This is a genomic window from Streptomyces sp. NPDC002742 (assembly GCF_042888885.1).
Classification (GTDB): domain Bacteria; phylum Actinomycetota; class Actinomycetes; order Streptomycetales; family Streptomycetaceae; genus Streptomyces.
The window spans coordinates 1-22,176 of record NZ_JBIAQF010000043.1 but is presented as its reverse complement, the minus strand read 5'-3'; the positions used below and the strand labels follow the sequence as shown (position 1 = coordinate 22,176).

Below are 22,176 nucleotides of genomic sequence, written 5' to 3'. Positions count from 1 at the left end.
CTCACCTCGCCCAAGGACACCATGCACGACCACGAACACTCCGAGCGCCTCGCCTCGTACGCCGACGTCCTCGCCGGCGAACTCCCCGACACCTGGACCAGCTCCCACCTCCCGCCGGACGCCAAGGACGACCTCGCCGAACTCGCCGACCGCATCTGGGACCTCGACCTGGTCACCGCTTCCCTCGCCGAGCACCCACTGCAGCAGGCGGCCGTCCTGAGCCGCCCTGACGGCGCCCAACTTGTCATCCTCGACCGGCACGACGAACACGACGGATACCTCATCGCCGCCGTCGCCCCGCGCGCCCTGCCCGACGAGGCGTACCGCGCCGTCCCCGAGCCCAACGGCATAGCTCTCTCGGACGACCCGTTCCTGAGCGCCGAGCAGGTCGCCAGCGACCTGCTCGCCCGCTACGACAGCGCGCTCGCCCAGGTCCAGCACAACGCCCTGGGCGGCATCCAGCCCTTCCAGCCGGACCTCGTCGTCCTGACCTGGCAGCAGGACGGCAGCATCGCCACCGCCCCCATAGGCGACCATGCCAGCGCCGTCCTCGAAGCGCACGGCTTCCTCCAGGACCCCCAGAGCGGCATCTACCGCCTCAGCGGCGACGACACCAGAGCGCAGGCCCGCGCCCTGCGCGAGATCGGCCCCCAGCTCGACGCCATCGGCATCGGCACCGCCCTCCAGCACCCCGCAGACCGGACCGCGCCCACCTCCGCCCCAGCCGCCATGCCGCCCGCCCCGGCCCCCGCCCGCGCGCCGGTCACCCGGCGCCGTTGAACCCGGAGAGACATTCATGGCCAACCTGGCCGACGAATACGGCACGGACGTCGAGATCTACGTCAAGGCCCTGACCACCACCATCCATGCCGACACCCCCACCGGCGCCGATGGCAAGCTCCACGACCTGCTGGAACAGCTCGGTCTGGAACGCCACGAGTATCCCGCCGGTACACCCCTCCACATCTGGCACACCGTGCCCGAACACCTTGGGACCGACGAACAGAGACGCCTGGCGAATCATGCGATCCCCGCTCCGCTGGTGGCCGGATACAAGGTCAACTGCGACCCCGAGGTCTTCGACGAGGGCATCTACCAGCAGGCCGAGCACGAAGTCCTCGCGAACAAGCCCAAGACTGCGCCGCAGCACCTGACACCAGCCCCGGTACCGCCCCCAGCGTCACCCCGACGCATCCTCTGAGCCTCGCCGGGCCCGTCCGCTGCACCGCTCGATTTCCCGGAGAAGCCCGTAGCAACCCGCACACCCCCACCGATCAGCGACCGGCTCAAACCCCGACTCGCGACAGCCCTGTTCCGCCGCTATCTGCGCGCCTGCATCCCCACTGGCCGTGACCGCGCCTCCCCACCGGTCGGCGCCCGTCCCGAGGCCGTCCTCACCGAGACGCAGCACGTCGGGCACCGCCACCACCACTGACCGTCCACCGCCTCGGAGGAGCATGTCCCATCCCGCCCCCTACCCGGTGCGACTGGCCGACGAGATCACCCGCCAACTCGGTCAGCTCGCCGACCACCTCGCCCAGCTTCCCCCTCACCAGGCCACGCAGGTCATCGCCCGCGTTCTGGACCCGGAGACCGGAGTCCTCGGCGGCATCACCCACCTCGTCGCCACCGGCAGCGTGTTCGCCAAGGACCAGGCCGAACGAGGAGCCCTCCCGCCGGAGGTGTGGCTCGCCCTGGGCCGCGCCTCGAACGAACTCCACGACATCGCCCTCGACCTGGACGAACATCAAGACACCCTGCACCACGTCATCACCCAGCACGCCACCACCGCGGCCACGACGCCGGCGCCCGCACCGCTCGTCGTCCGGCGACACCGGTGAGCAAGAAGCAGCGCCAGGGCTGGGGAACGGGCGAGCAGGCGGAGCAGCACTACCTCGTCCAGCCTCGTGCCCTCGCCGGCGGCGGCGATGTCCGTCACGTCTCCGAATTCCTACGCGCCTCGGGATGGCGGGACAAGTCCAAGACGGGCGGCCCCCTGTCCATGGAGAGCCCTGACCGTACCGTCCGTGTCGCCTACGACCCGTACGTCCTTCCCGGCGGCTGGACCATCCACGGAAGAGCGGACGGCCTCACCGGCGAGTGGTCAGCGCACCTGGGCAGGCAGGTCCCGGTGGAGATCGTCGCCAGCCTGACCGACGCCCTCACCCGCCCCCACTCCGCCCACGCCCCCAACGTCTGGGCTCCCTTGGAGGAGCAGTACTGGGACATGCGTTTCGAGGGCCAGGACTACCAGGCGAGCAGCCCGGACGGCACCGCATGGCTGCAGTACCACCAGAGCCCCGACGGCGAGGCGATGTGGTGGACCGGAGCGAGAGACCAGCAGGGCAACGGCTGGACTGCCCACTTCACGTCGAACACGCCGATGCACCTGGTGCAAGCCTTCTCGGCCGAACTCGCCAGCCCCGATCCCGTCATGCGCCCACGTGGACGCGTGCCGCTGAGCGCGCAGATCCGTACCTGGTCCGTCTCTGTCAAACCCTCCCAGCTCAGTGCGTGGCAGCAAGCCCGGATCACGGCCGCCCGAGCCGCCACCTGGGCCCGCAACAGCGCCCGAAGCACCCGGCCGCGCACCGCCGCCCGCCCTCACGCCCCCGCCGGCGCAACACGGACCCGCCGCTGACCCCGACGCCCCCGTCCCCGTACCGAGGAGCCTGATGCCCGCACTCACCCTGGACACCATCCACACCGCGCCCGAAGCCCTGTCCGACTTCACCGACTACCTGCGTGAGAACCCCGACCCGCAAGAGGCGCTCGCCCTCGTCGAACCCCTCCTCGACGAATACACCGGCATGCCCGTCCCGATCGCCGACACCCTGCGCGCCCTCGCCCGCGTAGTACAGGAACACCCGAACACGCCGCGCACCGCACAAGTCGGCGCCCGGATCACCAAGTTGCGCCTTGCCGCTTCGGAGCAGGCCGACCAGCACACCCTCCACTACGTCCTGGAGGATCTCCGCGACCTCTACGGGAGCGCCTCCGCAAGCGAGAAGGGGTGCGGCCGGTGCCGCTGAGCGAACGGCAGCTCGCCGCCTTCGCCGACAAGCACGCCCGGCAGATCCCGTTCGACACAAGCCCCCGTCACCTCGCCGGCCCCGGAGACGCCCGCCACGTCACCCACGGCTTGGCCGCAGTCGGATGGACCTCCACCTCCGATCCGCTCAGTGCCGAGATCGTCCTGCGCAGTCCCGACCGTCGCTACCGGCTCCAGTTCGACCCGCAGTCCGCCACGTCCGCGTGGTGGCGGCTGCGTGCCGAGCCCACCGACAGCGAGACGGGCTGGTACGCCGAGTTCGGTGAACTCGTCCCCGCCGAGATCCTCAGCCATGTCACCGACGCCCTCCTCGCCCAGCAGTCGCATGAACAGCCCAACCCCTGCGATGTGTTGACCTCGGCGGGCTGGCAGCCCAACGCACCGGACGCGGCCCAGTCTCCAGACGCGATGTGTCACATCGAACGGCGCCACATCGACGACCGCGACACGGCGTCCTGGCACATCGAGGCTCGCGAACCCGGATACGGACACCCTGCGGGCCCCCGGATCTGGCACGCCTGGTTCGACGCTCACACGCCCTCCCGCCTCGTGACCGCGTTCGCCACCGGGCTCGCTGATCCCGCCCCGCTGCAGCGCGGCATGTACGAACGCACCGCCCACTACAACGCCGTACAGGAACCCAGCCCACTGCGCCCCCAGCAGGTGGCCGACGCGCACACCGCCCGCATCGACGCCCTCCGCGCGCGAGCACGTGCCGCCCGGAGGCAGCAGACGAAACCCACGACGGCCCCGGCACCGGCCAGCAGCCTCCAGCCGGCCGCTCGCCGCTGAACCGACAGGACCCTCTCATCTCCGCCGATCACACCACCCACCGTGAGTTCCTCCGCCATCTCGACGGCTACCTGAGCGACAGCAAGAAGATCCTCGATGCCTGGGACGCCTACTCCGAGGAACACACCGACCTCGACGGCTGGCCCTACGACGACCACGCCTACGGCATACGCGCAAGTCAGCGAGATGCCGACACCGCCGAAGCATTCGAGAACATCAGCGCCGGCGCCCGCCACCTGTTGGCCACGGCCGACGTGCAGCTCAGAAGCCTCCCCACCGCCGCGGTGCAACACCGCTGGGTCTACCACTTGGGCGTCCTGCGGGCCGCGCTCGACCGGCTCGACGAACTGACCGAGCAGTGGCTGGAGACCCGCGACAGCCTCCCGGCCAACGCTCAGCCCGGCACCCCGGAGTTCGACGACGCCCTCGCCGAGTACCACGCCGAGTCGTGGAGCTACCTCGACGACTGGGCCACCCACAGTCAGGCGCTCCGCGAGATCAACACCGCCGCCCGAAATGCCCCTTCGCCACTGGCCCCGCCACCGACCACGGCGCCAGCTCCCGCAGCCGACCGGCGAGCCCCGGCACGGAAGTGACCATGCCCCCGGCCCCCGAGACCGTCAAGGTCGACTTCATCGCCCCGCGCCACCTGGCGGGCGGCGGTGACCCCGCCTGGATCACCGTTCCCCTCCACCGTGCCTGCGGCTGGAGCCACGGCAGCGATCCCCTGATGCCCCGCGTCCTGCTCTCCAGCCCCGACCAGAAAGCCCTCCTGCACCTGGAGCCCGAACCCGACGGGCAGTGGTGGACCCTGCGCCACGCTGCGGAACCGGACCGGCCCGCCTGGTGCGCGAGCTTCGGCGCCCGCACTCCGGTCGAACTCATCGCCGCCGTCACCGACGCCCTCACCGATCCGGCCCCAGCATCGAGCCCACCGCCCGATCCGTACGGCCCGCTCCGACAGATCGGCTGGTCGAATGTCTACGGCGGCAGCAGCCTCGTGTCGCCGGACGACACCGCGTACCTCCAGCGGCTGGGCAACGCGGAAGAACCGGGCGCCTGGTTCGTCACCGCCGCACTCGGCCTGAACCGGCCGGTGTGGCAGGCCCGCTTCGGCGAGCACACTCCTCCACGCCTGGTCGCCGCGTTCACCACCGCACTCGCCGATCCGGCTCCCGTCCCGCGCACCGGCGGCTTGCGCAATCTTCCAACCCGCGACCCGGACGTCGTCACCCGCCAGTCGCGGGACGTGCGCGCCGTACACATCGCCTCCGCTCTGGACGAACGCGTCCGCTCCCTCGCCGCCCGCCGCACCACCCCGCCCACGAAACCAAGCCCCCACGACAGGCTTCGGCGGCCATGAGCAGCCGCAGCCGCTGATCCCTCCGTCCCCGCCCGGAAGCAGGTAGCCCTTGCCCCCTTCCTCCTCCAGTTCCACCGACGGGTACGACCTCGTCCTGCGCCTCCTGATCGGCGTGCTCGCCGTCGTCGTCCCCCTGGCCCACCTCGCCTGGCTGTCCGGCAACATCACCGCCTACCTCGCCGGTGCCAGCTGGGCTCCCTACCAGCCGACCGCAGCCCTGTTTCACCCCGAGCAGGTCTGGCGCGACGCAGGAACAACGTCCCTGCTGATCGGCGCTCGCATCGTTCCCGTTCTCCTCTTCCTTGTCCTCGGGACGACCGCTGGCATCCTGTGGGCCCGGTACAAAAACCACAGCGGCGGCCGGAAGAAGATCACCGGCATGGCCAAGGCCCGGGACATCCAACCGCTGATGGCCAAGGCGATCACCGAAAAGGCCCGTTCCCTGCGCCCGAGCCTGAAGGACGCCAAGCACATCGAGGCCCGCGACACCGGCGTCCTGCTCGGCAACCTGCAGGGCACCCGGCACGAGGTACGCATGGGCTACGAGGACGTGGCCGTCGCCATCATGGCGCCCCGCTCGGGCAAGACCACCTCGCTGGCGATCCCCTCCATCCTCGCCGCGCCCGGCCCGGTCCTGCTGACCTCGAACAAGGCCGCCGGTGACGCCTTCACGGCGACCTACGACGCCCGTGCCCGCGTCGGACAGGTGTGGGCGATGGACCCGCAGCAGATCGCGCACGCCGCACGCGAGATGTGGTGGAACCCCTTGGCGGACGCCAAGACCCTGGACGGTGCCGGACGGTTGGCCGGCCACTTCCTCGCCGCGAGCGTCGACGCCTCTCAGCAGGGTGACTTCTGGTCCAAGGCCGGATCCAACATCCTCGCCCAACTCTTCCTCGCCGCAGCCCTCGACCAACGGCCGATCACCGACGTCATGCAGTGGCTGGCCTTCCCCGCCGACCGCACCCCGCTCGACATCCTCCGCGACCACGGCTTTGCCGCCGTCGCCGCCCAGCTCAAGGGAACGGTGGAAGGACCGCCGGAAACCAGGGACGGCATCTACGAGACAGCCCGTCAGTACGCCTCCGCGCTGCTGAACAGCGAGATCGCCGCCTGGGTCACCCCGCAGAAGGACACCGCCGAGTTCAGGCCGTCCGCGTTCGTCACCTCCACCGACACGCTGTACCTGCTCAGCAAGGACGGCGGTGGCGGCGCCTCGGCGCTGATCGCGGCGTGCGCGGACTCGGTGATGCGGGCCGCGACCGCGCAGGCAGAGCGCGCCGGCGGACGCCTCGACCCACCCATGCTCGCGATCCTCGACGAGGCCGCCAACGTCTGCAAGATCTCGGATCTGCCGGACCTGTACTCCCACCTCGGGTCGCGCGGGATCATCCCGATCACCATCCTGCAGTCCTACCGCCAGGGCCAGAAGGTCTGGTCGGACGCCGGCATGGACGCCATGTGGTCCGCCTCGACCGTCAAGGTCATCGGCTCCGGTATCGACGACCCGGACTTCGCGGACAAGCTCAGCCGTTTGATCGGCGACCACGACGTCGAGACGACCTCCATCTCGCACTCGGAGTCCGGCAAGTCGGCCTCGGTCAGCATGCGGCAGGAGCGGATCCTGCCCGCCGACGCGATCCGGGCCCTCCCCAAGGGCACCGCGCTCTGCTTCGCCACCGGCATGCGGGCCGCCATGCTCGACCTGCGCCCGTGGTATCTGGAGCCCGGAGCCGAGAAGCTGTCCGCGGCGTCCGCCCGCGCGTCCAGGGCGATCACCGCCCGCGCCGTGGCGAAGCACGCGCCGACGCAGGACGACTTCGGGCTGGTCACGTGATACTCGACCTCTTCGCGGGGCCGGGCGGCTGGAGCAGAGCACTGGACGTCCTCGGCGTCCGCGACATCGGTCTGGAATGGAATGAGTGGGCCTGCAAAACCCGTTTGGCTGCTGGGCAGTTGACGGTTCGGACCGACGTGGCGATGTATCCGGTCTGGCCCTTCCTCGGCCGGACGCGCGGTATGATCGCTTCCCCGCCGTGCCAGGCGTGGAGCAAGGCCGGCAAGCGCCTCGGCCTGGTGGACCAGCCGCTGGTGCACGCGGCGGTCGAGGACCTCGCCGCCGGGCGCGACACCCGCGAACGTCTCCTCGCCGCCTGCCGCGACGAGCGCTCCCTGCTCGCAGCCGAGCCAATGCGCTACCTCCACGCCCTCAACGCGGTCGGCGAGCCCGACTGGGTCGCCCTGGAAGAGGTGCCCGACGTCCTGCCGCTGTGGAAGCAATACGCGGCCGTCCTGCGCGGCTGGGGATTCTCCGTCTGGTACGGAATCCTCAACGCCGCCGACTTCGGCGTCCCGCAGACGAGGAGGCGGGCGATCCTCCTCGCCTCTCGGGTCCGTACGGCGCAGCCCCCTACCCCGACGCACGCTCAAGTCGCCGAGCCCGATTCCCTGTTCGGCTCGGGCCGTACCCGCTGGGTCAGCATGGCCGAGGCTCTGGGATGGGGCGCGACCGATCGGCCCGTCCCCACCGTCTGTGCCGGCGGCGGGCCGGGCGGCGGACCCGAACCCTTCCCTTCGGGCTCCCGCAAGACACTCTCCGATGCCCGGGAGCGCGGCACCTGGATGCCCCGACCGGACGGTGTGATCCTGCAGTCCCGCCGCGAAGGCGCAGGATGGGAAGCGCGGCACGGTAGCTGTGAGAACCGTGCCGCCGACGCTCCGGCGCCGCCGTTCACGGCCGGGGCGCACCGCTGGTCCTGGTCGCTGCGCAGCAACAACCAGGCCAACGCCACCGTCCGTCTGCTGTCCGAGCCGGCGGGCACGCTGTTCTTCGGGCACCGGGCGAACGAGTGCACCTGGGTCGCCGCGCCGGCCTCGCAGCAGCCCGAGGACACGGACGCGCGGGCAGTACCGGAGCCGATCCGGATCACCGCCCGCGAGGCCGGCCTCCTGCAGACCTTCCCCGCCGACTACCCCTGGGCCGGCAACAAGGGCCAGCAGTTCTCGCAGATCGGCAACGCCGTGCCGCCGTTGCTCGCCGGCCACCTCCTGGCCCCGCACCTCGGCGTCACCCTCGACCCCAACGACTTCACTCTCGCCGCCTGATGCCCTCCAGCCCCGAACTCGACGAAAACGACCTCGACACAATCCCGCCGCCCCAACCGGTGTTCCACGCAGAGCAGGCCCTCCTCGGCGCCCTCCTCCTCGATCCGCACCGTCTCGGCGACGTGACCGGCATCTCCGCCGACTCGTTCTCCACCGCCGCGCACGCCGCCCTGTTCGCCGCAATCAGCACAGTGCCCCCGCCCGACCCGGCCGAGCACGCGAACACCACATGGCTCAACAAGGTGCTCGCCAAGGGCCGCGAGCAGAACCGCGGGCTGACCGTCTCCTACCTGCACGACCTGATCCAGGTCTGCCCCTGGTCCCGCCACGCACCGGCCTATGCGCGGATGGTCGAGGCGGAACACGCCCGCCGCCGTATAAGGGCCGGCGCCGAACAACTCGTCCAGAGCGCCCACGATGTCTCCCTCCCTCATCCGGTACAGACGGTGCTCGACGAGGCCGACGCGCTCGCCATGGTCGTGGACGACATCGCTGCCCGGTTCCCGCCGCGGGCCGGCGTCCTGCCCCGCACCGCGGCACCGCCACCGGCCATCGCGCCCGACCACACCGAGGCGGTCCAGGAGGAGCAGCTGCTGCTCGCGACCGCCACCGCCCACCCCGCCGACATGGAGTCCGTCCAGTGGCTGTTCCCCGACGACTTCACCCTGCCGCTGCACGCCGGTCTGTGGCAGTGCCTGGCCACCCTCACCCGGCGCCGCGAGCCCGCCGACCCAGTCACCGTCCTGTGGGAGGCCCAGCAGCGCGGCCTGTTGGACGACGGAAGCGACCCGGGTGAAGTGCTCCGCCTGCTGGCCGAACCGGTTGGTTCGGTGGAGCACTGGGGCCAACGCGCCCTGCAGCGTTCCCTCCTGGCCACCGCCGATAACACTGGCCGGCGCATCGAGGCATACGTCCGCGACCTGGCGAACACCCCGTTCCAACTCGTCGTCGGCGCCCGCCGATCCCTCGCCGACATCAGCTCCATTCGTACCCGCTGGCAGCGCGCCACCGGAACGGTCCCGCCACAGCGACCGCGCCCGGCGCACACCACCCGTGCCGGCCCGCCGACCACCACGGCCGCGCACACCGCCCGCTCTGTGCGAGCAACCCGATAGCACCCGCATACGCCGGTGGCCGGACCCGAAGGCCCGGCCACCGGCAGAAGAGACGACACCCCAACGTGACTCCCCCCATCGACGCCCACGTCCGCCTCGACACACACCCACCCATCCCAGCGCCGCGACAGCCGTCCTGACCGGCACCCAGACCCGCATCGCCCACACGGGCCTGGAAGCGGCCGGCTGGACCGTCGTGGCCGACAACGTCCTGGTCCTGGCCCGCGTCGATCACGAGGAGCCGTACTGGGCCCAGGACACGGCCAAGCACCTGACCGCCGCGGGCATCACCGTCGAGATCACCCCTCGGCTCCGAGAGGCCATGGATGAGGAATGGACCTGGGCCAGCTACCCGATGCCCTGGTGCACCCGCGCCGAGATCCGCGCGGTCTCCAACGAGGTCCAGAAGATCCACGACGACATCCGCCACGGCCAGCTCCTCATCCACGCCCACGCCCACGACGGCCACACCACCGTCGCGGTCGGCACCTACCTCGGCGCCAACAGCAAGTCCGTCTACCTGCACGGCGAGGACCACCTGCGCCAGGTCGCCGACACCTTCGACTCACTCGCCCAAGCCATGCTCGCCTTCGAGAAGGTCCACAGTGCCGACACGCGCCCCGGCCCGGCACCCCTGACCGACACCGAACGCGCCGCCGCCGAGGCCCGCTCCACCTTCGATCTCACCGCCGCCAAAGGCCGGTACGCCGATGAGGGACGTCACCACGTCCACCAGACCTCCTGGGGTCGAGGACGGTACGGGCGAGGGTGTCCACCCACACCAGGAAGACGGCTCCGGTCAGTGCCGTCACCGGCAGCAGACGGGCGTGCCCGGCGCGGGTGGCGTGCGGGAGGATTAGACCGACAAAGCCGATCCCGCCAGCGCAGCTGGCCAGGACCGCGGTGAGCAATGCGGTGGCAGAACAGGTCCAGGCGGGTACGGGAGACCGGACCCCCGAGTCCGGCGGCATCACCGAAGGCGAAGGCGTCCAGGGTTCGGGCGCATCCGCAGCATCAGAATGTCGATCACGCGCGGTGAGATGCCGGGCAGCACTTCCAGATCCAGCGAGTACGGAAGCACTGACCACAACAGCACCCACCGACCCCTACCGCATCCACGGCTGCCTGCCCTCGAGAGATAACACCCCCTGCGGGTCTGTCTACGGTGCTTCATACTCCGTGGGCATGTGGATTACCCGGATGGTGGCCGGGTCACGTGGTACCGGAACGGCCTGGGTGCTGATGACTTGAGTGCCCGTGGCCTGGGCTGCGCTTCCCAGATCTCGCAAGACATCGTCGACCACGGTGGTGCCGATGCCCTGCTGGTACGGGTTGTCCAGGAGCAACAGGCCAGGGAAGGCGGCTTCTTCGTCAAGGTCGGAAGCCAGGAAGAGAGTGGCGTAGCTGTAGGCCAGGAAGAAGAGCACCTTCGTCTCTGCTCCAAGGGCTTGATCCCAAGGACGGGTGCCGACGTAGAAGGTGAGGTCACTGTCGTTGATGGTGATGGCGCCCTTGACCCAGCCGCGTTCGCGGTACCGGTGGAGAAATTCATTCATGCGCTCGGCGAACAAGGCGCATCGTTCAACGGAGGTGAGCGTAGCCGTGGCAACGGCGACAGGTCCTTGGTCAAGTGCGTCGACGGCTTGTTGTGCAGCGGTAACGGCCCGGCTGGCTACCGCGCGGCGTTGGAGGATCTCCTCGATGGCAGGAAAGGCTGTCATCTTCTGTTCGAGCTGAGCGATTTGGGCGGCTAGGTTTTCGAGGGTGGCCATGAAGGGAGCCAACTGCGCGGCGCGTTGTTCGTTGATGCGGTGCGCGAGCCGTGTCTGTTCGTCTTGAAGGTCCGCTCGGCGGGTGCGAGCCGCCTGCAGATCGGCGGCGGTGCGGGCAGTGACGTCGTCCAGGTCTGCGAGTTCCGACTTGAGCGACCTGATCTCCACCTGTGCCCGCCGGCGGCGCTGGTCGTCGTTGACCGGCTGGAAGCATAGGTAGCAGGCGTCTTCGTCGTGCTCTCGGTTTGGGTCGACCCGTTGCTCGCACGCTGGGCAGAGTCGTACGGGAAGGGCGTCGAAGATCTCCACGGAGGCGATGAGGCGTTCCATGCGGGTCACCTCGGAGGTGACCGTCTTGGCGGAGTAAGCGTGTTCGCTGCCGAGTTGTTCGAGCGCGACAACCTCGTCGACCGCGAGTTGCAGCCGTCTGGATATGTCTTCGTAGATGCTCGTCAGGGACGAGTCGTATCCGGCTGCCGTCTCGGTGGTAGACGTTCCCTGCAGGAGGCTACTGATCTCCTGCGTCAGTTCGTGACGTCGTTGGCGAACCCCGTCGAGTTGGGAAGTGACTTCTTCTCGTGCGGTCGCTACCTGGTCGAGGGTGCGGGCGACGGGAATGCGGAGCCGTTCGGAGATGGCGGTGACGGCCTGCAATGTGCTGTCCTGTACGTCCCGCTCCACTGCCTGGGCTTCGGCAAGGCGCCGCTTGGCCTGGGCGACGGCGAAGTCCTTGGTGTCGTAGCGGGAGCGGGCGAAGCCGAGGAGCATGCTGACGACGCCGCGCCGGATGAATTCCTGTTCCTTGTTGGCGAAGCTCGTCCAGGATTCCTCGTTGCGGTAGAAGTGGCGCAGCAGGTTCCGGAAGGACAAGGGCGTTAGTTCACTGGCTGTGGCCGGATGGAGCCCCTTGGGGATGCGCAGGTTGGGCCAGCCCAGTTCTCGCAGGATCCAGTCGGAGAAGTCGGCGTCGGTGAGCCCGTCTCCGTCGACGTACACCTTGTTCATACGCCCGTGCTGGAGGAGACGGGTCAGGATGTGGGGGTGTCCATTGAGCCGGATCGCGGTGGAAACCTCAATGTACTCGTCGGAGACGGCGGCACCGAGAGCGTCGATCATCCCGCCGCGATCGCCGAAACAGTAGTCGATGACCTTCAGTGTGGTTGTCTTGGAGCTGTTGCGAGGCCCGCTGAGGATGTTCAGCATGCCGGTTCCGAAGGCATACTCATCGATCTCTGCGGTGTTGTGGACGAGCTTGACGGAGTCGATCCTGATCCCGCGGTCGGGGTGGGCGGTCACGGTCTTTGTCATGGCCGGATCTCCTGGCGAAAGGGCGCGTTGCCGACCTCGTCTGGGAACAGGTCGTAGATCAGGTTCTTCAGGTCGGTGCCCGACATGGCCGCCAGATTGCCTCGCATGGCCTGACAGCGTCGGACAAGCGGCTGGAACTGGCGGGCCTCGGTGAGGCGTTGTGCTGTCCTCTTACCGGCAGCTTTGAGTTTCACTCGTTCGACCCGGTGGGTCGTGACAGTCACGAGGTCCCTGGAGACGAGGAAAGCGAGGAACTGACGGTAGCGCTGGTCCCAGGGCCCGTAGCGGTAGCGGATCATCGGTGCCTCGACTTCGGACGGGTCGCGGGCGAGAAACGCGGTTTCGGCATCGACAGCTTCCGGCATCGCGGCGTGGGCCCGCTCCAGGAATCCTGGATAGCGCACGAAGAAATCAAGCTTGGCGAACTTCGTCCGCCCCTCGATGTAGGGACCGGGCTCCTCACCGCAAAGGTAGATGAGCAGCAAGAGCCGTGTTGCGTGGAAGTCAGGGGAGTCGTCCGGGTCCCAGGCGCGATACAGAGGGGGCACCACGCTGCTGCCGATCTTATGAGGCATCGGCGTACCTGTTCTGGCAGCGTGCCGTGATGTCGGAAAGCACCGCGTGGGCCTCGGCAAGGGTGAACTGCCGGCTGGCCACCTCGGGCAGCTCGCTCACCGCCACGAGCGTCTCAAAGTACGCCGCCGAGCCAGCGTCGAGACGTCCGGCGCGTCGTTTAGCCATCGTGAGCGTGCAAATGGCGTTGATCTGATCGGCCAGATCGTCGTACGCGCGGCGCCGGGTGCCGACACTGGCGCGGTAGGTCCGACGGTAGGCGAGCATGGCATCGTGCTGGGCTTCCGCCTCGGACTCCGGTACTTCGGCAGCCCGTAGCTTGAGCTTGAGTTTCATCAACAGTTCGGTGGAACCGTCTCGCCGTCGCCCAGTTGCTCTGCGCACGCTGTCGTCGAGGGCCGCCCCGAAGTCGTCCGCAGTGAAGGTTCTCGGTCGCAGCTCAAGGGCGCTGCGGGCTATGTACCGGGAGATCAACCAGATCATGACCTCCTCGACTTCCTCGTACAGCGGTTTCTCGCCCAGGCACGCTTCCACCAGTGGCGCTAGTCTCGCCATGGCCTCCGCCTCAACCTGGTCGATGGTGCGCGCCTCCACCAAAACGTCCAGACGGTCGACACACCATCCAATGTCCCTGCCGTCCGACAGTTGTACCCCTCTGAGCCTCCTGACGATGTCCGCGCGGGCGTCCGCACTCACAGGACCGCGAGGACGGTCACGTTCCGCGACGAACTCGTACAGGTCCCGCTGAGGCGTCTCGTTGACGATAAAGGTGAACCGTGTGCCGTCCGGCAGCAGCTTGCCCAGGAACAGCTTGCCCAGATAGCTGCTGTCTGCAGCCCTCTTCTCCTCCGGCCTGCAAACGTTGGCGATACTGTGCCGCGTCCCGGCTTCCTCGATCGTCTTGACCTGCCGATATACAGGGGCGCCATCCCGATGACACAGGATGTCCTCCAGGTCCTCCCACGAGACCGCCGTCCACTGCCCTTCGAGCATGTCCAGGCAGTCCAGCAGCGTGACGGCATCCTGATAGGCGAACCCCCGCCTGCTCCGACGGCCGCCGTCAGCAGGCGCGAGAGTCACGGCCGCCTCGTGCGCACTGACGCACAACACTGAACCCTTGATACACGGCAAAATGGCCTGTTTGCACAGTTCCCCCATAAGCCACTTCGGAGGATGCAGTAGATCACCGCATCACCTAGAAGAGCAACGGTCGTGCAGAACATCAGCCTCGCTCCGTCTCCGTGCCGCTACAACCGCAGCACAGCAGGAGAAGTGAAAGCGGCGGCTCAGTCGCTGCCGGTCGTGCCAGCACTTCACGTACCGACTCAGCAGGACCTCGACTCCGTTGCCCGCCCGCTGGGCGGCCTCGGCCCGGGTCCGCGCCCGCGCCCAGCCGCATGGACAGCCCCGAGTTCCTCAGGTCGTAGGGCCGTTTCGCGAGCGGCGTGCTGTTGAGGGCGGGAGGCAGGGCGAAATCGCGGGTCGCGTGCCAGACACGGTGGTACGTGGGGTAACTGACGAGCAAGCACAGGCCGACCAGCGACGGCAGGAGCGCCGCTCACGGTCCGATCCCCCTCGCAACCGCCACCCTGCCACCCCGGCCCCTCGGATTCATCGGCCGCTCCACAGAACTGGACCACCTGCTCCCGCGCCTGGCCACTGAGAGTCACACCACAGTGGACTCGCCTCTCATCTTCACCTTCACTTTCACTTTCACTTTCACTTTCACCAGCATGGGCAGCCTCGGCAAGACCACCTTGGCCGTAGAGGTCGCACACCAGGCCCGTACCCAAGGCTGCTTCTTGGATGGAACACTCGTTCGGTGCGGGTGTGGCGGCGGGTGACGCTGGATTGCGGAGGAGGGGAGGCGCCGCAGGAGCGACAACTGTCACGAAGCCCGCCTGCAGCAGTAGTAGGCGCCTTCGCCCTGCCACAGCATGTGGGGCGTAGCCCGTGCCGCCCTGCTCCGCTGAAGCCGAGCTTCATAGCTCGTGATCGCCGGTTAGCCAAACCGGCGTTTCCAGAGATGATTATTTCGCCAACGTCCGCTCCCGAGCGCAACCACGAACCTGACAGGGAAGGCGCGTCGCCCCACTGGCCACCATGAAGCTCGCCGAATACGGCGAAGCGAACATGGACCTCGCCCTGCGCGGCCTGGAGTTGAAAACGTTGGACCCCTACCTGTCAGGGTGGCGGATGCGTGTTGTCCCCGCCCTTGGCCACCTGGCTGTACGGATGATCACCAACGGCGTCGTCGACCGCACCGTGTAGAACTGGATAGCCGACGAGCACAGCCGCTCGACGGTGAAGAACACCATCGCTGTCTTGGTCCGCGTCATGGAGCAGGCAGTCCGTGACGGCATCATCAAGGTCAACCCGACCCGGGTGACCGGCTGGCAGAAGCTCTACAAGCAAGCCGAGGACGAACTCCTCGACCCACGCGCGCTGGCCCTGCCCGACTGGGAGACCCTCGTCGCACTGGCCGACGCGCTCGTGGCCGCCTCCCACGACCAGTACCGCGGCTGGGGCGACGTGGCCATCTTCGCCGCCTGCACCGCCGCACGGATCGGCGAGGTCTCAGGCTGCCGCGTCGGAGACATCGACACCACCCAGTGGATCTGGACCGTGCGACGTCAGACCACACCCGCGCCCGGCGGCCTGACCGACAAGGGCACCGAGGGCAAGCGGGCCCGCAAAGTCCCCGTCGTCGCCCAGCGCATCCTGTCCGCCGGCCCCAATCCCGACGCCCGCCTGTTCACCGGCCCAGGCGGCGGACGCATCTCCACCGCCGTCCTGCGCGACGCCACACACTGGGACGACGTGGTCGCCAAACTCGGCTACGAGCACCTGCGCCGCCATGACCTCCGGCACATCGGACTGACCTGGTTCGCCGACGCCGGAGTCCAAGTACACGTCCTCCGCAGGATCGCCAGCCACGGGTCACTGACCACCACCCAACGCTACCTGCACCCGGACGTACACAAGATCACGGCCGCCGGGGCGGCGCTCTCCGCACACTTCAGCGTGCTGCGCGCACCACGCTTGCTGCCGAGCCCGATCGTCGTGACCCGCTGACCTCGGTCAAGTATGCCGATCCCCATCCGGTCCCCAAAAATGATCAAGGGCCGGTTTCGGATACCTCCAAAACCGGCCCTGACCTGCGACTGTCTCCAGGCGGGACGACAGGATTTGAACCTGCGACCCCTTGACCCCCAGAAGTAAGAGTCAAGGGTATTTTCTGGATATATCGGGCTTACTGATCGTTTCAGAATGACTCCGGGCGAGAGCAGCACTCCCGTTGGCACTTGAGCAGCTGAGTTGGCACCTTGGCCCATGGCCTTGTGCAAGCGGCATGAGCAACAGAAGCAGATCCGAACCGGTCGGACGTAGGAGTGGGTGGATGGGCGCGGATGCGGAGCGGGAGTGCTGGGAGCTGCGGTCGGGAGCCGGTGTGGGTCCGTTGCGGTTCGGGATGTCTCCAGCCGAGGTCGCCCAGGCACTTTTGGTCCCTGGACCGCAGGAACGGGTTGGCGGTCCGTATGCGCAGGAGGACTTCCCGGATGGAGTGAAGGCGTTCTACGACGCGGGCAAGCTCGCCTGCGTTGCCCTGGATGCAGTCACCGGTCCGCAGGTCTTCCTGTCTGGCTTCCCGCTGGCGGGAAGCGATCCGGAGCAGGGCCAGCAGTTCCTGCTGGACCACGCTGCGGAACATGGGAACTGGGTGCTCTACACGCCTGATGACTCACTTTCCCTCACTGATCTCGGAGTTCTTCTGCGCTCGCAGCAGGTCGGGGCAACGCGCCTGACACGTCCGCTCTTCGTGAAGGAGGAGTGGTTGGATTCGCAGTACTTCCGAGACCACCTTCCGCTGGAGGGCGCCTCAGGCTGAGCGCTCGATCTGGCGAAACGACGCCAGACCCTGCGCTCAAATCACGATGAGATGCCGCGGGTCTTGCACTCGACGATCTCGGTCGGCAGGGTGTCCGGGTGCGTGCTGATCTTGTTCCGGACGACCTGTGGGATCGGGTGGCCCCGCTGCTGCCACCCGCTCCCGAACGACGCCACCGGCATCCCGGGCGGTTGCGTGTTCCTGACCGAACAGCACTCGCCGGCGTCCTGTTCGTGCTGCGGACCGGTGTCGCCTGGCGGGACGTCCCGGCGGAGACTGTGGGCTGTTCCGGGGTGACGGCCTGGCGCCGGCTGCGGGACTGGACCGAGGCCGGCGTCTGGCCACGCCTGCACGCCGCCCTGCTGACCGAGCTTCGCCGCGCCGACCTGCTGGACCTGGACGACTGCTCCGTGGATGGATCGCACGTCCGGGCCCTCAAAGGGGGGACCACGTTGGACCCTCACCCGTCGATCGCGCCCGCCCCGGCTCCAAGCACCACCTGATCGTCGACCACCACGGAACCCCACTCGCCGTCACGCTCACCGGCGGCAACCGGCACGACATCACCCAGCTCCTGCCCCTGCTCGACGCGGTCCCGCCGATTCGGGGAGCTCGGGGACGCCCCCGCCGCAAACCCCGGCGTCTGTACGCCGACCGGGGCTACGACTTCGACAAGTACCGCCGCCTGCTGTGGAAACGCGGCATCAAACCCCTGATCGCCCGACGCGGCGTCGCACACGGCTCCGGACTGGGCAAGGTCCGCTGGGTGGTCGAGCGCGCCTTCGCCTGGCTGCACCAGTTCAAACGGCTCCGCACCCGCTACGAACGACGCGCCGATCTCCACCAGGGCCTGCTCGAACTGGCCTGCAGCCTCATATGCCTCCGCCGCCTCCGAACCTCATTCTGAAACGATCAGTTAGTCCAGGTGCAGGCGATGGTGCATGACGGGCCGTCGTGCACCATCGCGCACACCGTGTGGTCCCCAACTGGTCCCCAGCCCCATGCCATAGCTCGGCCGCCGGGCAACTCCGTGAAACGTCCGGGCAACAACGAAGCAGCGAACGGCCCCATTCATTGCGGCGGTCTGCCGATACCATCCCGTTCTCAGGGCTGGGGGACTCCGTTCACGGGTGTGTGCACCAGTCTCACGGCGCTCCATCGGAGAAGGGGAACGAACACCCTGTGATCATCGCTCGCGTAGAAGCGCGGGTACAGCCTGCCCGCACCGGTGACCCGAAGCGGGTCGGTCCCTACCGGATCATCGGCCGTCTCGGCTCGGGCGGCATGGGTACCGTTCACGCCGGTCTCGATCCAGCCGGCCTCCGTGTCGCGGTGAAGGTGATTCACCCTGCGCAGGCCGAGGACCCTGAGTTCCGGGCCCGCTTTCGCCGAGAGGTCCAGCTGTCCGCCCGAGTGCAGGGGCCGTGCCTCATACCCCTCCTCGCAGCAGACCCGGATGCCGAGAACCCCTGGCTGGCCACCGCCTACGCCCCCGGGCTCACCCTCGACCAGCATCTCGCCACCCACGGCGCGCTCACCGGCGGCACCCTCTACGCCTTCGCCACTGGTACCGCCCAGGCCCTCGCCGCCATCCACGCTGCCGGCGTCGTCCACCGGGATGTGAAACCACAGAACGTCATCCTCACCCCGGCTGGCCCCCGCGTCCTGGACTTCGGCATCGCTCATGCCGCTGACGGCACCTCCGTGACCCGAACCGGTGTCATGACCGGCACCCCCGGTTGGATCAGCCCCGAGCAATACCGAACAGGTACCGCTGGTCCCGAGGGCGACATGTTTGCCTGGGGCGCGCTAGTCGCCTATGCCGCCACGGGGCGCTTGCCTTTCGGCACTGGAGCTCCTGACGTTGTCGCCTACCGTGTCATGTCTGAGGAACCCGATCTCGACGGCCTCCCCGACGAACTGCACGAGCCTCTGACGAAGGCGCTCGCGAAGAGCCCTGCCGAACGAATCTTTGCCGACGCGGCAGCAGAGGAATGTGCGCGGCGGCTGGCCGGCCAGGCGACCCAGGTCCTCGGCGCCGACGCCGGGCCGGAGCCCACGCGCATCAGCGACCGCCTCACCACCGAGTGGAACCTGCCCAGCGTGGAGGACCCTGCCTGGCACTTCCCCGCTCCCCCCATTCGCAAGCGCGCGCTCATCACCGCCGTCGCCACGGTGATAGTCGGCGCTGCCATCACAGGCGGCATCGTCACCTTCTACAGCAGTGGCGACCGGGCGGACGTGGACCTCGCGTCCGAGCGCACCGCCACTTCGGCGCCCTCCTCCGGAAGACCCTCCCCGCTCACCGCTTCCGCAAGCGCGGCTTCCGGCGCCCCTGCCGAAACCACCACCGCGTCCGCGGTCGATCTACGCACGATCAGGATCCCGACGGATCCCCTCGCCGGGGTGCCCAACCCTGCCTACACCCGTGCCGCTGACGAGACTCAGCCACTTGCCGACGAGTGGAGATCGAGCACCACCGCCAGCACCCCCGAGGAGCGGGACGCCGAGACGGCGATCCGCGACCGGATGACGTCCATGCTGGCGACCAAGGACATGGACTTCATGAAACCCACGATCACGTTCAACCAGCGGGCACAGACGGTGATGGTGACCGGTGGGCCAGTCCCACAGTTGACCGAGAACTACCAGGACGTGTTCCGCAGGGCCGGGGAGATGGCGGCCTGCTCCACCCTTGCGCATCGCCTCAAGGACGACCCGAACACCTGGCCCTACGGCCGCTTCTCCATCCATTGGAAGACATCCGACGGTGACCTTGACGCAGCGGACCTCGGCTACGGAGAGGCCACCGACGGATGCTTCACGGAGATAGCCGGCCAGTGGCACGGAGACGAATCCGGCATGGCCACGGCTGAGATTCCCAGCAGTGACAAGGCGGAGATCCGTATCGCCGGCGCCACGATCAAGGCCATCGTTGCCACCTGGAACACCGACACCACCACCACAAACGAAGACGCGCTCACCGTCAACGACGGCATCAACCTCGGCTTCGACCCTGTCGAAAACGCAGCATACGTATGGACCGACGACCCCAACAGCCGATTCGCCAGCCGCGCTTCGCAGTCCAACCTCAAAGGTGCCGTCGAGGAGGCCCTCTGCCGCAAACTCACTGCCGAGTTCAAGAGCAACAAAACCTGGAACTACACCCGCTGGGCCGTCGCCGTCTTCGACCCATATACCGGAACGCGCCAGTTCATCGGCTCAGGCACCTGCACTCCGTGAGCCTCTCGACGGCGGCGCAAGCTACCGTCTGTCACCCACCTCCATGAAATCTAGGCCATTCATTGAAAAGCCGCCAACAAAGTACGCGGCTCCAAAGGCGCTGCGCAGTGCGAGGAGTTCGGCCTCGGGCTGTTCTTCCTCGAGTCCGGCGGATGGCATGCATGAGGAGCTGATCGGCGACCTCCTGGGGGTCACGGCGCCCACCGTGACAGAAAGGCCCGAGGGCTGCCGTCCGGTCAGGAGGGCGGCGCGCTGGGGCGCATTCCCTCTTTTCCCTGATCTTCACCATCGCCGACGCCGCGAGGTAGATCCGTGCACCGAACACTGGTCCCCAGAGCTGGTCCCCAAGCCAACGTCTCGGAGCCCTCTCCCTTGTTGGAGAGGAGACGCTCGCGTCATCGCCGACGAAGAGCGTAGGCAAGCGCGTTGCTGCACGGGGATCGGGTAATTTTCAAGCGCCGCTGAATCACTCGGCTGCAGTTAGAGGGCGTCCGAAAAGCCCGTCAGCGGGCTGGTCTTGCGAGGCGCCGTATGAGGAGCATGGCCATGGTGAGGTAGATGGCGTTCTCCGAGCAGACGCGCAGGTACTCGTAGTCCTTCGACAGCCGGCGACACCGTCCCAGCCAGGCGAACGTCCGCTCTACCACCCAACGCCGCGGAACCACCGCGAAGAGGGCCACCAGCGGAGGCGATGTCCCGACCTTCGCCCAGGTCGAGCGGAATCCTCCGTCGCGGCGCTGCACGACCTCCACGGTGATACCGGTGGCTTCCTGGGCCCAGGTGTGGAAGTCGGCGCCGCGGTAGCCCTGGTCCGCCCACACGTGTCGCAGACGCGGGAAGGTCTCGGCAGCCCGGGAGAACAGCACCACGGCGCCGTCGCGATCACCGACGCTGGCCGGGCTCACGCAGGTGACCAGAACGGTGCCGCGGGTGTCGACGAGCAGGTGGCGCTGGATGCCGCTGACCTTCTTCCCTCCGTCATATCCGTGCAGGCCACCACGTTCACTGGCCCGGACGCTCTGGCTGTCGATGATGGCCGCACTGGGCGTGGGATCCCGGCCGAGACGCACACGCCCACGCTCGCGCAGTACCATCAACATCCGCTCCCACACACCTTCTTGCTGCCATCGCCGCCAGTAGTGGTAGACGGTCTGCCACGGCGGCAGGTCATGCGGCAGCAGTCTCCAGGCGCAGCCGACCCGCAGCCAGTACGCCAGCGCGTTGAGGATCTCCCGCCGCGTGTGTTTCGCCGGCCGACCACCGGGCTTGACCGCCGGAACCAGCGGACAGAGGATCTCCCACTCCGGATCGGACAGATCCGTCGAGTAACGGGTACGCAGCCCGCACACCCCAGCCCCCGAAAGTGCGCCACCACCCCGCTACCAGGCAACTTGCCCGCTGACGAGCTTTTCAGACGCCCTCTAGCCGCAATGCCGTTGCTTTACGGATCTGCGGGTTGGGGTCTGGTGATAAGGATGGCTTGTGTGCCGGTGCGGGTGGGCTGGGGCCAGTCATGGTGTTCAGGTCGTTTGAGCCGGTAGTTGGACATCTTGCGTTTCACGACGCGGGGCTGGCTGCGCAGGCGTCTGTTGGGCAGGAGCCGTTCCAGGAGGTCCTGCTCGAGTATCACCAGTGCTCTGACCAGGAGGTCAGGGGGAAAAGCTGCCCGGCGTGACGGTCACGCTGCGCCGGGCGGAGCGCAGGGTTTCGGTGAAGGAGACCCGGTCGGGGTCCAGGCCGCGGGTGGCGGCCGTTCTCAGCATCAGCTCGCGCAGAGCGTGGTGGACCAGCAGGTGTGCCCAGATCTGCTGGCGGACACCGTCAGGGGTTTTGCTGCTGAGCACGACCCGCGCTCCGCGCTGGTGGGTCTTGATCTCGGCGAAGACGGATTCGATCTCCCAGCGTTCGCGGTAGAGCGCGGCCAGTTGCCGGGCCGGATACCGTCGGGCATCCAGCAGGCTGGT

The 22,176-nt window shown here is 68.1% G+C and carries 21 protein-coding genes and 2 pseudogenes; 17 read left to right on the top strand and 6 right to left on the bottom strand.

Features of this window, described 5'->3' with window-relative positions; genetic code table 11:
• The first annotated feature begins 21 nt into the window (after nucleotides 1-21).
• From ACFYW8_RS41760 to ACFYW8_RS41705, 12 genes and pseudogenes are all read left to right on the top strand, one after another.
• Entirely contained in the window at nucleotides 22-780 is a 759-nt protein-coding gene (locus ACFYW8_RS41760; RefSeq protein WP_389091933.1) for a hypothetical protein, read from the top strand.
• A gap of 16 nt (nucleotides 781-796) precedes the next feature.
• Entirely contained in the window at nucleotides 797-1,201 is a 405-nt protein-coding gene (locus ACFYW8_RS41755; protein WP_389091929.1) for a hypothetical protein, read from the top strand.
• Nucleotides 1,202-1,457: 256 nt separating this feature from the next.
• Nucleotides 1,458-1,841 carry a hypothetical protein gene (locus ACFYW8_RS41750; protein WP_389091925.1) on the top strand — a complete coding sequence of 128 codons (384 nt, stop codon included), beginning with the start codon at nucleotides 1,458-1,460 and terminating at the stop codon, nucleotides 1,839-1,841.
• On the top strand, nucleotides 1,838-2,641 hold the full coding sequence (locus ACFYW8_RS41745; RefSeq protein ID WP_389091922.1) for a DUF317 domain-containing protein: 804 nt from the start codon (nucleotides 1,838-1,840) through the stop codon (nucleotides 2,639-2,641). Before ACFYW8_RS41750 ends, ACFYW8_RS41745 begins: the two co-directional genes overlap by 4 nt.
• 34 nt (nucleotides 2,642-2,675) lie before the next feature.
• Nucleotides 2,676-3,032: a hypothetical protein gene (locus ACFYW8_RS41740; RefSeq protein ID WP_389091920.1), complete on the top strand. Its 357-nt coding sequence runs from the start codon at nucleotides 2,676-2,678 to the stop codon at nucleotides 3,030-3,032.
• Entirely contained in the window at nucleotides 3,023-3,844 is an 822-nt protein-coding gene (locus tag ACFYW8_RS41735) for a DUF317 domain-containing protein (protein WP_389091915.1), read from the top strand. Before ACFYW8_RS41740 ends, ACFYW8_RS41735 begins: the two co-directional genes overlap by 10 nt.
• Before the next feature lie 254 nt (nucleotides 3,845-4,098).
• Nucleotides 4,099-4,440: a hypothetical protein gene (locus tag ACFYW8_RS41730; protein WP_389091911.1), complete on the top strand. Its 342-nt coding sequence runs from the start codon at nucleotides 4,099-4,101 to the stop codon at nucleotides 4,438-4,440.
• Nucleotides 4,441-4,442: 2 nt separating this feature from the next.
• Nucleotides 4,443-5,207: a DUF317 domain-containing protein gene (locus tag ACFYW8_RS41725; RefSeq protein WP_389091908.1), complete on the top strand. Its 765-nt coding sequence runs from the start codon at nucleotides 4,443-4,445 to the stop codon at nucleotides 5,205-5,207.
• A gap of 49 nt (nucleotides 5,208-5,256) precedes the next feature.
• On the top strand, nucleotides 5,257-7,044 hold the full coding sequence (locus tag ACFYW8_RS41720) for a type IV secretory system conjugative DNA transfer family protein (protein ID WP_389091905.1): 1,788 nt from the start codon (nucleotides 5,257-5,259) through the stop codon (nucleotides 7,042-7,044).
• Nucleotides 7,041-8,312, top strand: a complete 1,272-nt coding sequence (locus ACFYW8_RS41715) for a DNA cytosine methyltransferase (RefSeq protein ID WP_389091901.1) — start codon at nucleotides 7,041-7,043, stop codon at nucleotides 8,310-8,312. Before ACFYW8_RS41720 ends, ACFYW8_RS41715 begins: the two co-directional genes overlap by 4 nt.
• Nucleotides 8,312-9,427, top strand: a complete 1,116-nt coding sequence (locus ACFYW8_RS41710; RefSeq protein ID WP_389091897.1) for a DnaB-like helicase N-terminal domain-containing protein — start codon at nucleotides 8,312-8,314, stop codon at nucleotides 9,425-9,427. The genes ACFYW8_RS41715 and ACFYW8_RS41710 overlap by 1 nt, the downstream gene beginning before the upstream one ends.
• A gap of 65 nt (nucleotides 9,428-9,492) precedes the next feature.
• A pseudogene (locus ACFYW8_RS41705) lies at nucleotides 9,493-10,124 on the top strand (hypothetical protein); the annotation flags it as partial.
• Here ACFYW8_RS41705 and ACFYW8_RS41700 read toward each other — a convergent pair.
• The 4 genes and pseudogenes from ACFYW8_RS41700 to ACFYW8_RS41685 form a co-directional block, all read right to left on the bottom strand.
• Nucleotides 10,122-10,441 (bottom strand): annotated as a pseudogene (locus tag ACFYW8_RS41700) (iron chelate uptake ABC transporter family permease subunit); the annotation flags it as partial. The pseudogenes ACFYW8_RS41705 and ACFYW8_RS41700 overlap by 3 nt on opposite strands.
• Before the next feature lie 146 nt (nucleotides 10,442-10,587).
• Complete coding sequence (locus ACFYW8_RS41695; RefSeq protein ID WP_389091892.1) at nucleotides 10,588-12,507, bottom strand: hypothetical protein; 1,920 nt, start codon at nucleotides 12,505-12,507, stop codon at nucleotides 10,588-10,590.
• On the bottom strand, nucleotides 12,504-13,082 hold the full coding sequence (locus tag ACFYW8_RS41690; protein WP_389091887.1) for a hypothetical protein: 579 nt from the start codon (nucleotides 13,080-13,082) through the stop codon (nucleotides 12,504-12,506). Before ACFYW8_RS41690 ends, ACFYW8_RS41695 begins: the two co-directional genes overlap by 4 nt.
• Entirely contained in the window at nucleotides 13,072-14,160 is a 1,089-nt protein-coding gene (locus ACFYW8_RS41685) for a dsDNA nuclease domain-containing protein (RefSeq protein ID WP_389091883.1), read from the bottom strand. The genes ACFYW8_RS41690 and ACFYW8_RS41685 overlap by 11 nt, the downstream gene beginning before the upstream one ends.
• Before the next feature lie 1,023 nt (nucleotides 14,161-15,183).
• Here ACFYW8_RS41685 and ACFYW8_RS41680 point away from each other — a divergent pair.
• The 5 genes from ACFYW8_RS41680 to ACFYW8_RS41660 all read left to right on the top strand — a co-directional run bounded on the left by ACFYW8_RS41680 (nucleotide 15,184) and on the right by ACFYW8_RS41660 (nucleotide 20,212).
• A complete protein-coding gene (locus ACFYW8_RS41680; RefSeq protein WP_389091877.1) occupies nucleotides 15,184-15,351 on the top strand; it encodes a hypothetical protein in 168 nt (55 codons plus the stop codon).
• Between the two features lie 66 nt (nucleotides 15,352-15,417).
• Nucleotides 15,418-16,155: a tyrosine-type recombinase/integrase gene (locus ACFYW8_RS41675; RefSeq protein WP_389091873.1), complete on the top strand. Its 738-nt coding sequence runs from the start codon at nucleotides 15,418-15,420 to the stop codon at nucleotides 16,153-16,155.
• 325 nt (nucleotides 16,156-16,480) lie between these two features.
• On the top strand, nucleotides 16,481-16,969 hold the full coding sequence (locus tag ACFYW8_RS41670; protein WP_389091868.1) for a hypothetical protein: 489 nt from the start codon (nucleotides 16,481-16,483) through the stop codon (nucleotides 16,967-16,969).
• Between the two features lie 98 nt (nucleotides 16,970-17,067).
• Nucleotides 17,068-17,876 (top strand): IS5 family transposase gene (locus tag ACFYW8_RS41665; RefSeq protein WP_389091862.1). Its coding sequence is split into 2 segments (ribosomal slippage): nucleotides 17,068-17,407 and nucleotides 17,407-17,876, totalling 810 coding nucleotides; the frame shifts between segments, so codons are not numbered across the junction.
• 68 nt (nucleotides 17,877-17,944) lie between these two features.
• Nucleotides 17,945-20,212, top strand: a complete 2,268-nt coding sequence (locus tag ACFYW8_RS41660) for a serine/threonine protein kinase (protein WP_389091856.1) — start codon at nucleotides 17,945-17,947, stop codon at nucleotides 20,210-20,212.
• Between the two features lie 503 nt (nucleotides 20,213-20,715).
• Here the strand turns inward: ACFYW8_RS41660 and ACFYW8_RS41655 are convergent.
• Nucleotides 20,716-21,561: an IS5 family transposase gene (locus tag ACFYW8_RS41655; protein ID WP_389091851.1), complete on the bottom strand. Its 846-nt coding sequence runs from the start codon at nucleotides 21,559-21,561 to the stop codon at nucleotides 20,716-20,718.
• Nucleotides 21,562-21,861: 300 nt separating this feature from the next.
• A partial coding sequence (locus tag ACFYW8_RS41650; protein ID WP_389091846.1) for a transposase occupies nucleotides 21,862-22,176 on the bottom strand: 315 nt, incomplete at its 5' end.

Coding starts and splice junctions, on each gene's coding strand:
- ACFYW8_RS41755 (WP_389091929.1), top strand. CDS start 797: ATGGCCAACCTGGCCGACGAATACGGCACGGACGTCGAGATCTACGTC.
- ACFYW8_RS41750 (WP_389091925.1), top strand. CDS start 1,458: ATGTCCCATCCCGCCCCCTACCCGGTGCGACTGGCCGACGAGATCACC.
- ACFYW8_RS41710 (WP_389091897.1), top strand. CDS start 8,312: ATGCCCTCCAGCCCCGAACTCGACGAAAACGACCTCGACACAATCCCG.
- ACFYW8_RS41695 (WP_389091892.1), bottom strand. CDS start 12,507: ATGACAAAGACCGTGACCGCCCACCCCGACCGCGGGATCAGGATCGAC.
- ACFYW8_RS41690 (WP_389091887.1), bottom strand. CDS start 13,082: ATGCCTCATAAGATCGGCAGCAGCGTGGTGCCCCCTCTGTATCGCGCC.
- ACFYW8_RS41670 (WP_389091868.1), top strand. CDS start 16,481: ATGGGCGCGGATGCGGAGCGGGAGTGCTGGGAGCTGCGGTCGGGAGCC.
- ACFYW8_RS41680 (WP_389091877.1), top strand. CDS start 15,184: ATGAAGCTCGCCGAATACGGCGAAGCGAACATGGACCTCGCCCTGCGC.
- ACFYW8_RS41740 (WP_389091920.1), top strand. CDS start 2,676: ATGCCCGCACTCACCCTGGACACCATCCACACCGCGCCCGAAGCCCTG.
- ACFYW8_RS41725 (WP_389091908.1), top strand. CDS start 4,443: ATGCCCCCGGCCCCCGAGACCGTCAAGGTCGACTTCATCGCCCCGCGC.
- ACFYW8_RS41760 (WP_389091933.1), top strand. CDS start 22: ATGCACGACCACGAACACTCCGAGCGCCTCGCCTCGTACGCCGACGTC.
- ACFYW8_RS41675 (WP_389091873.1), top strand. CDS start 15,418: ATGGAGCAGGCAGTCCGTGACGGCATCATCAAGGTCAACCCGACCCGG.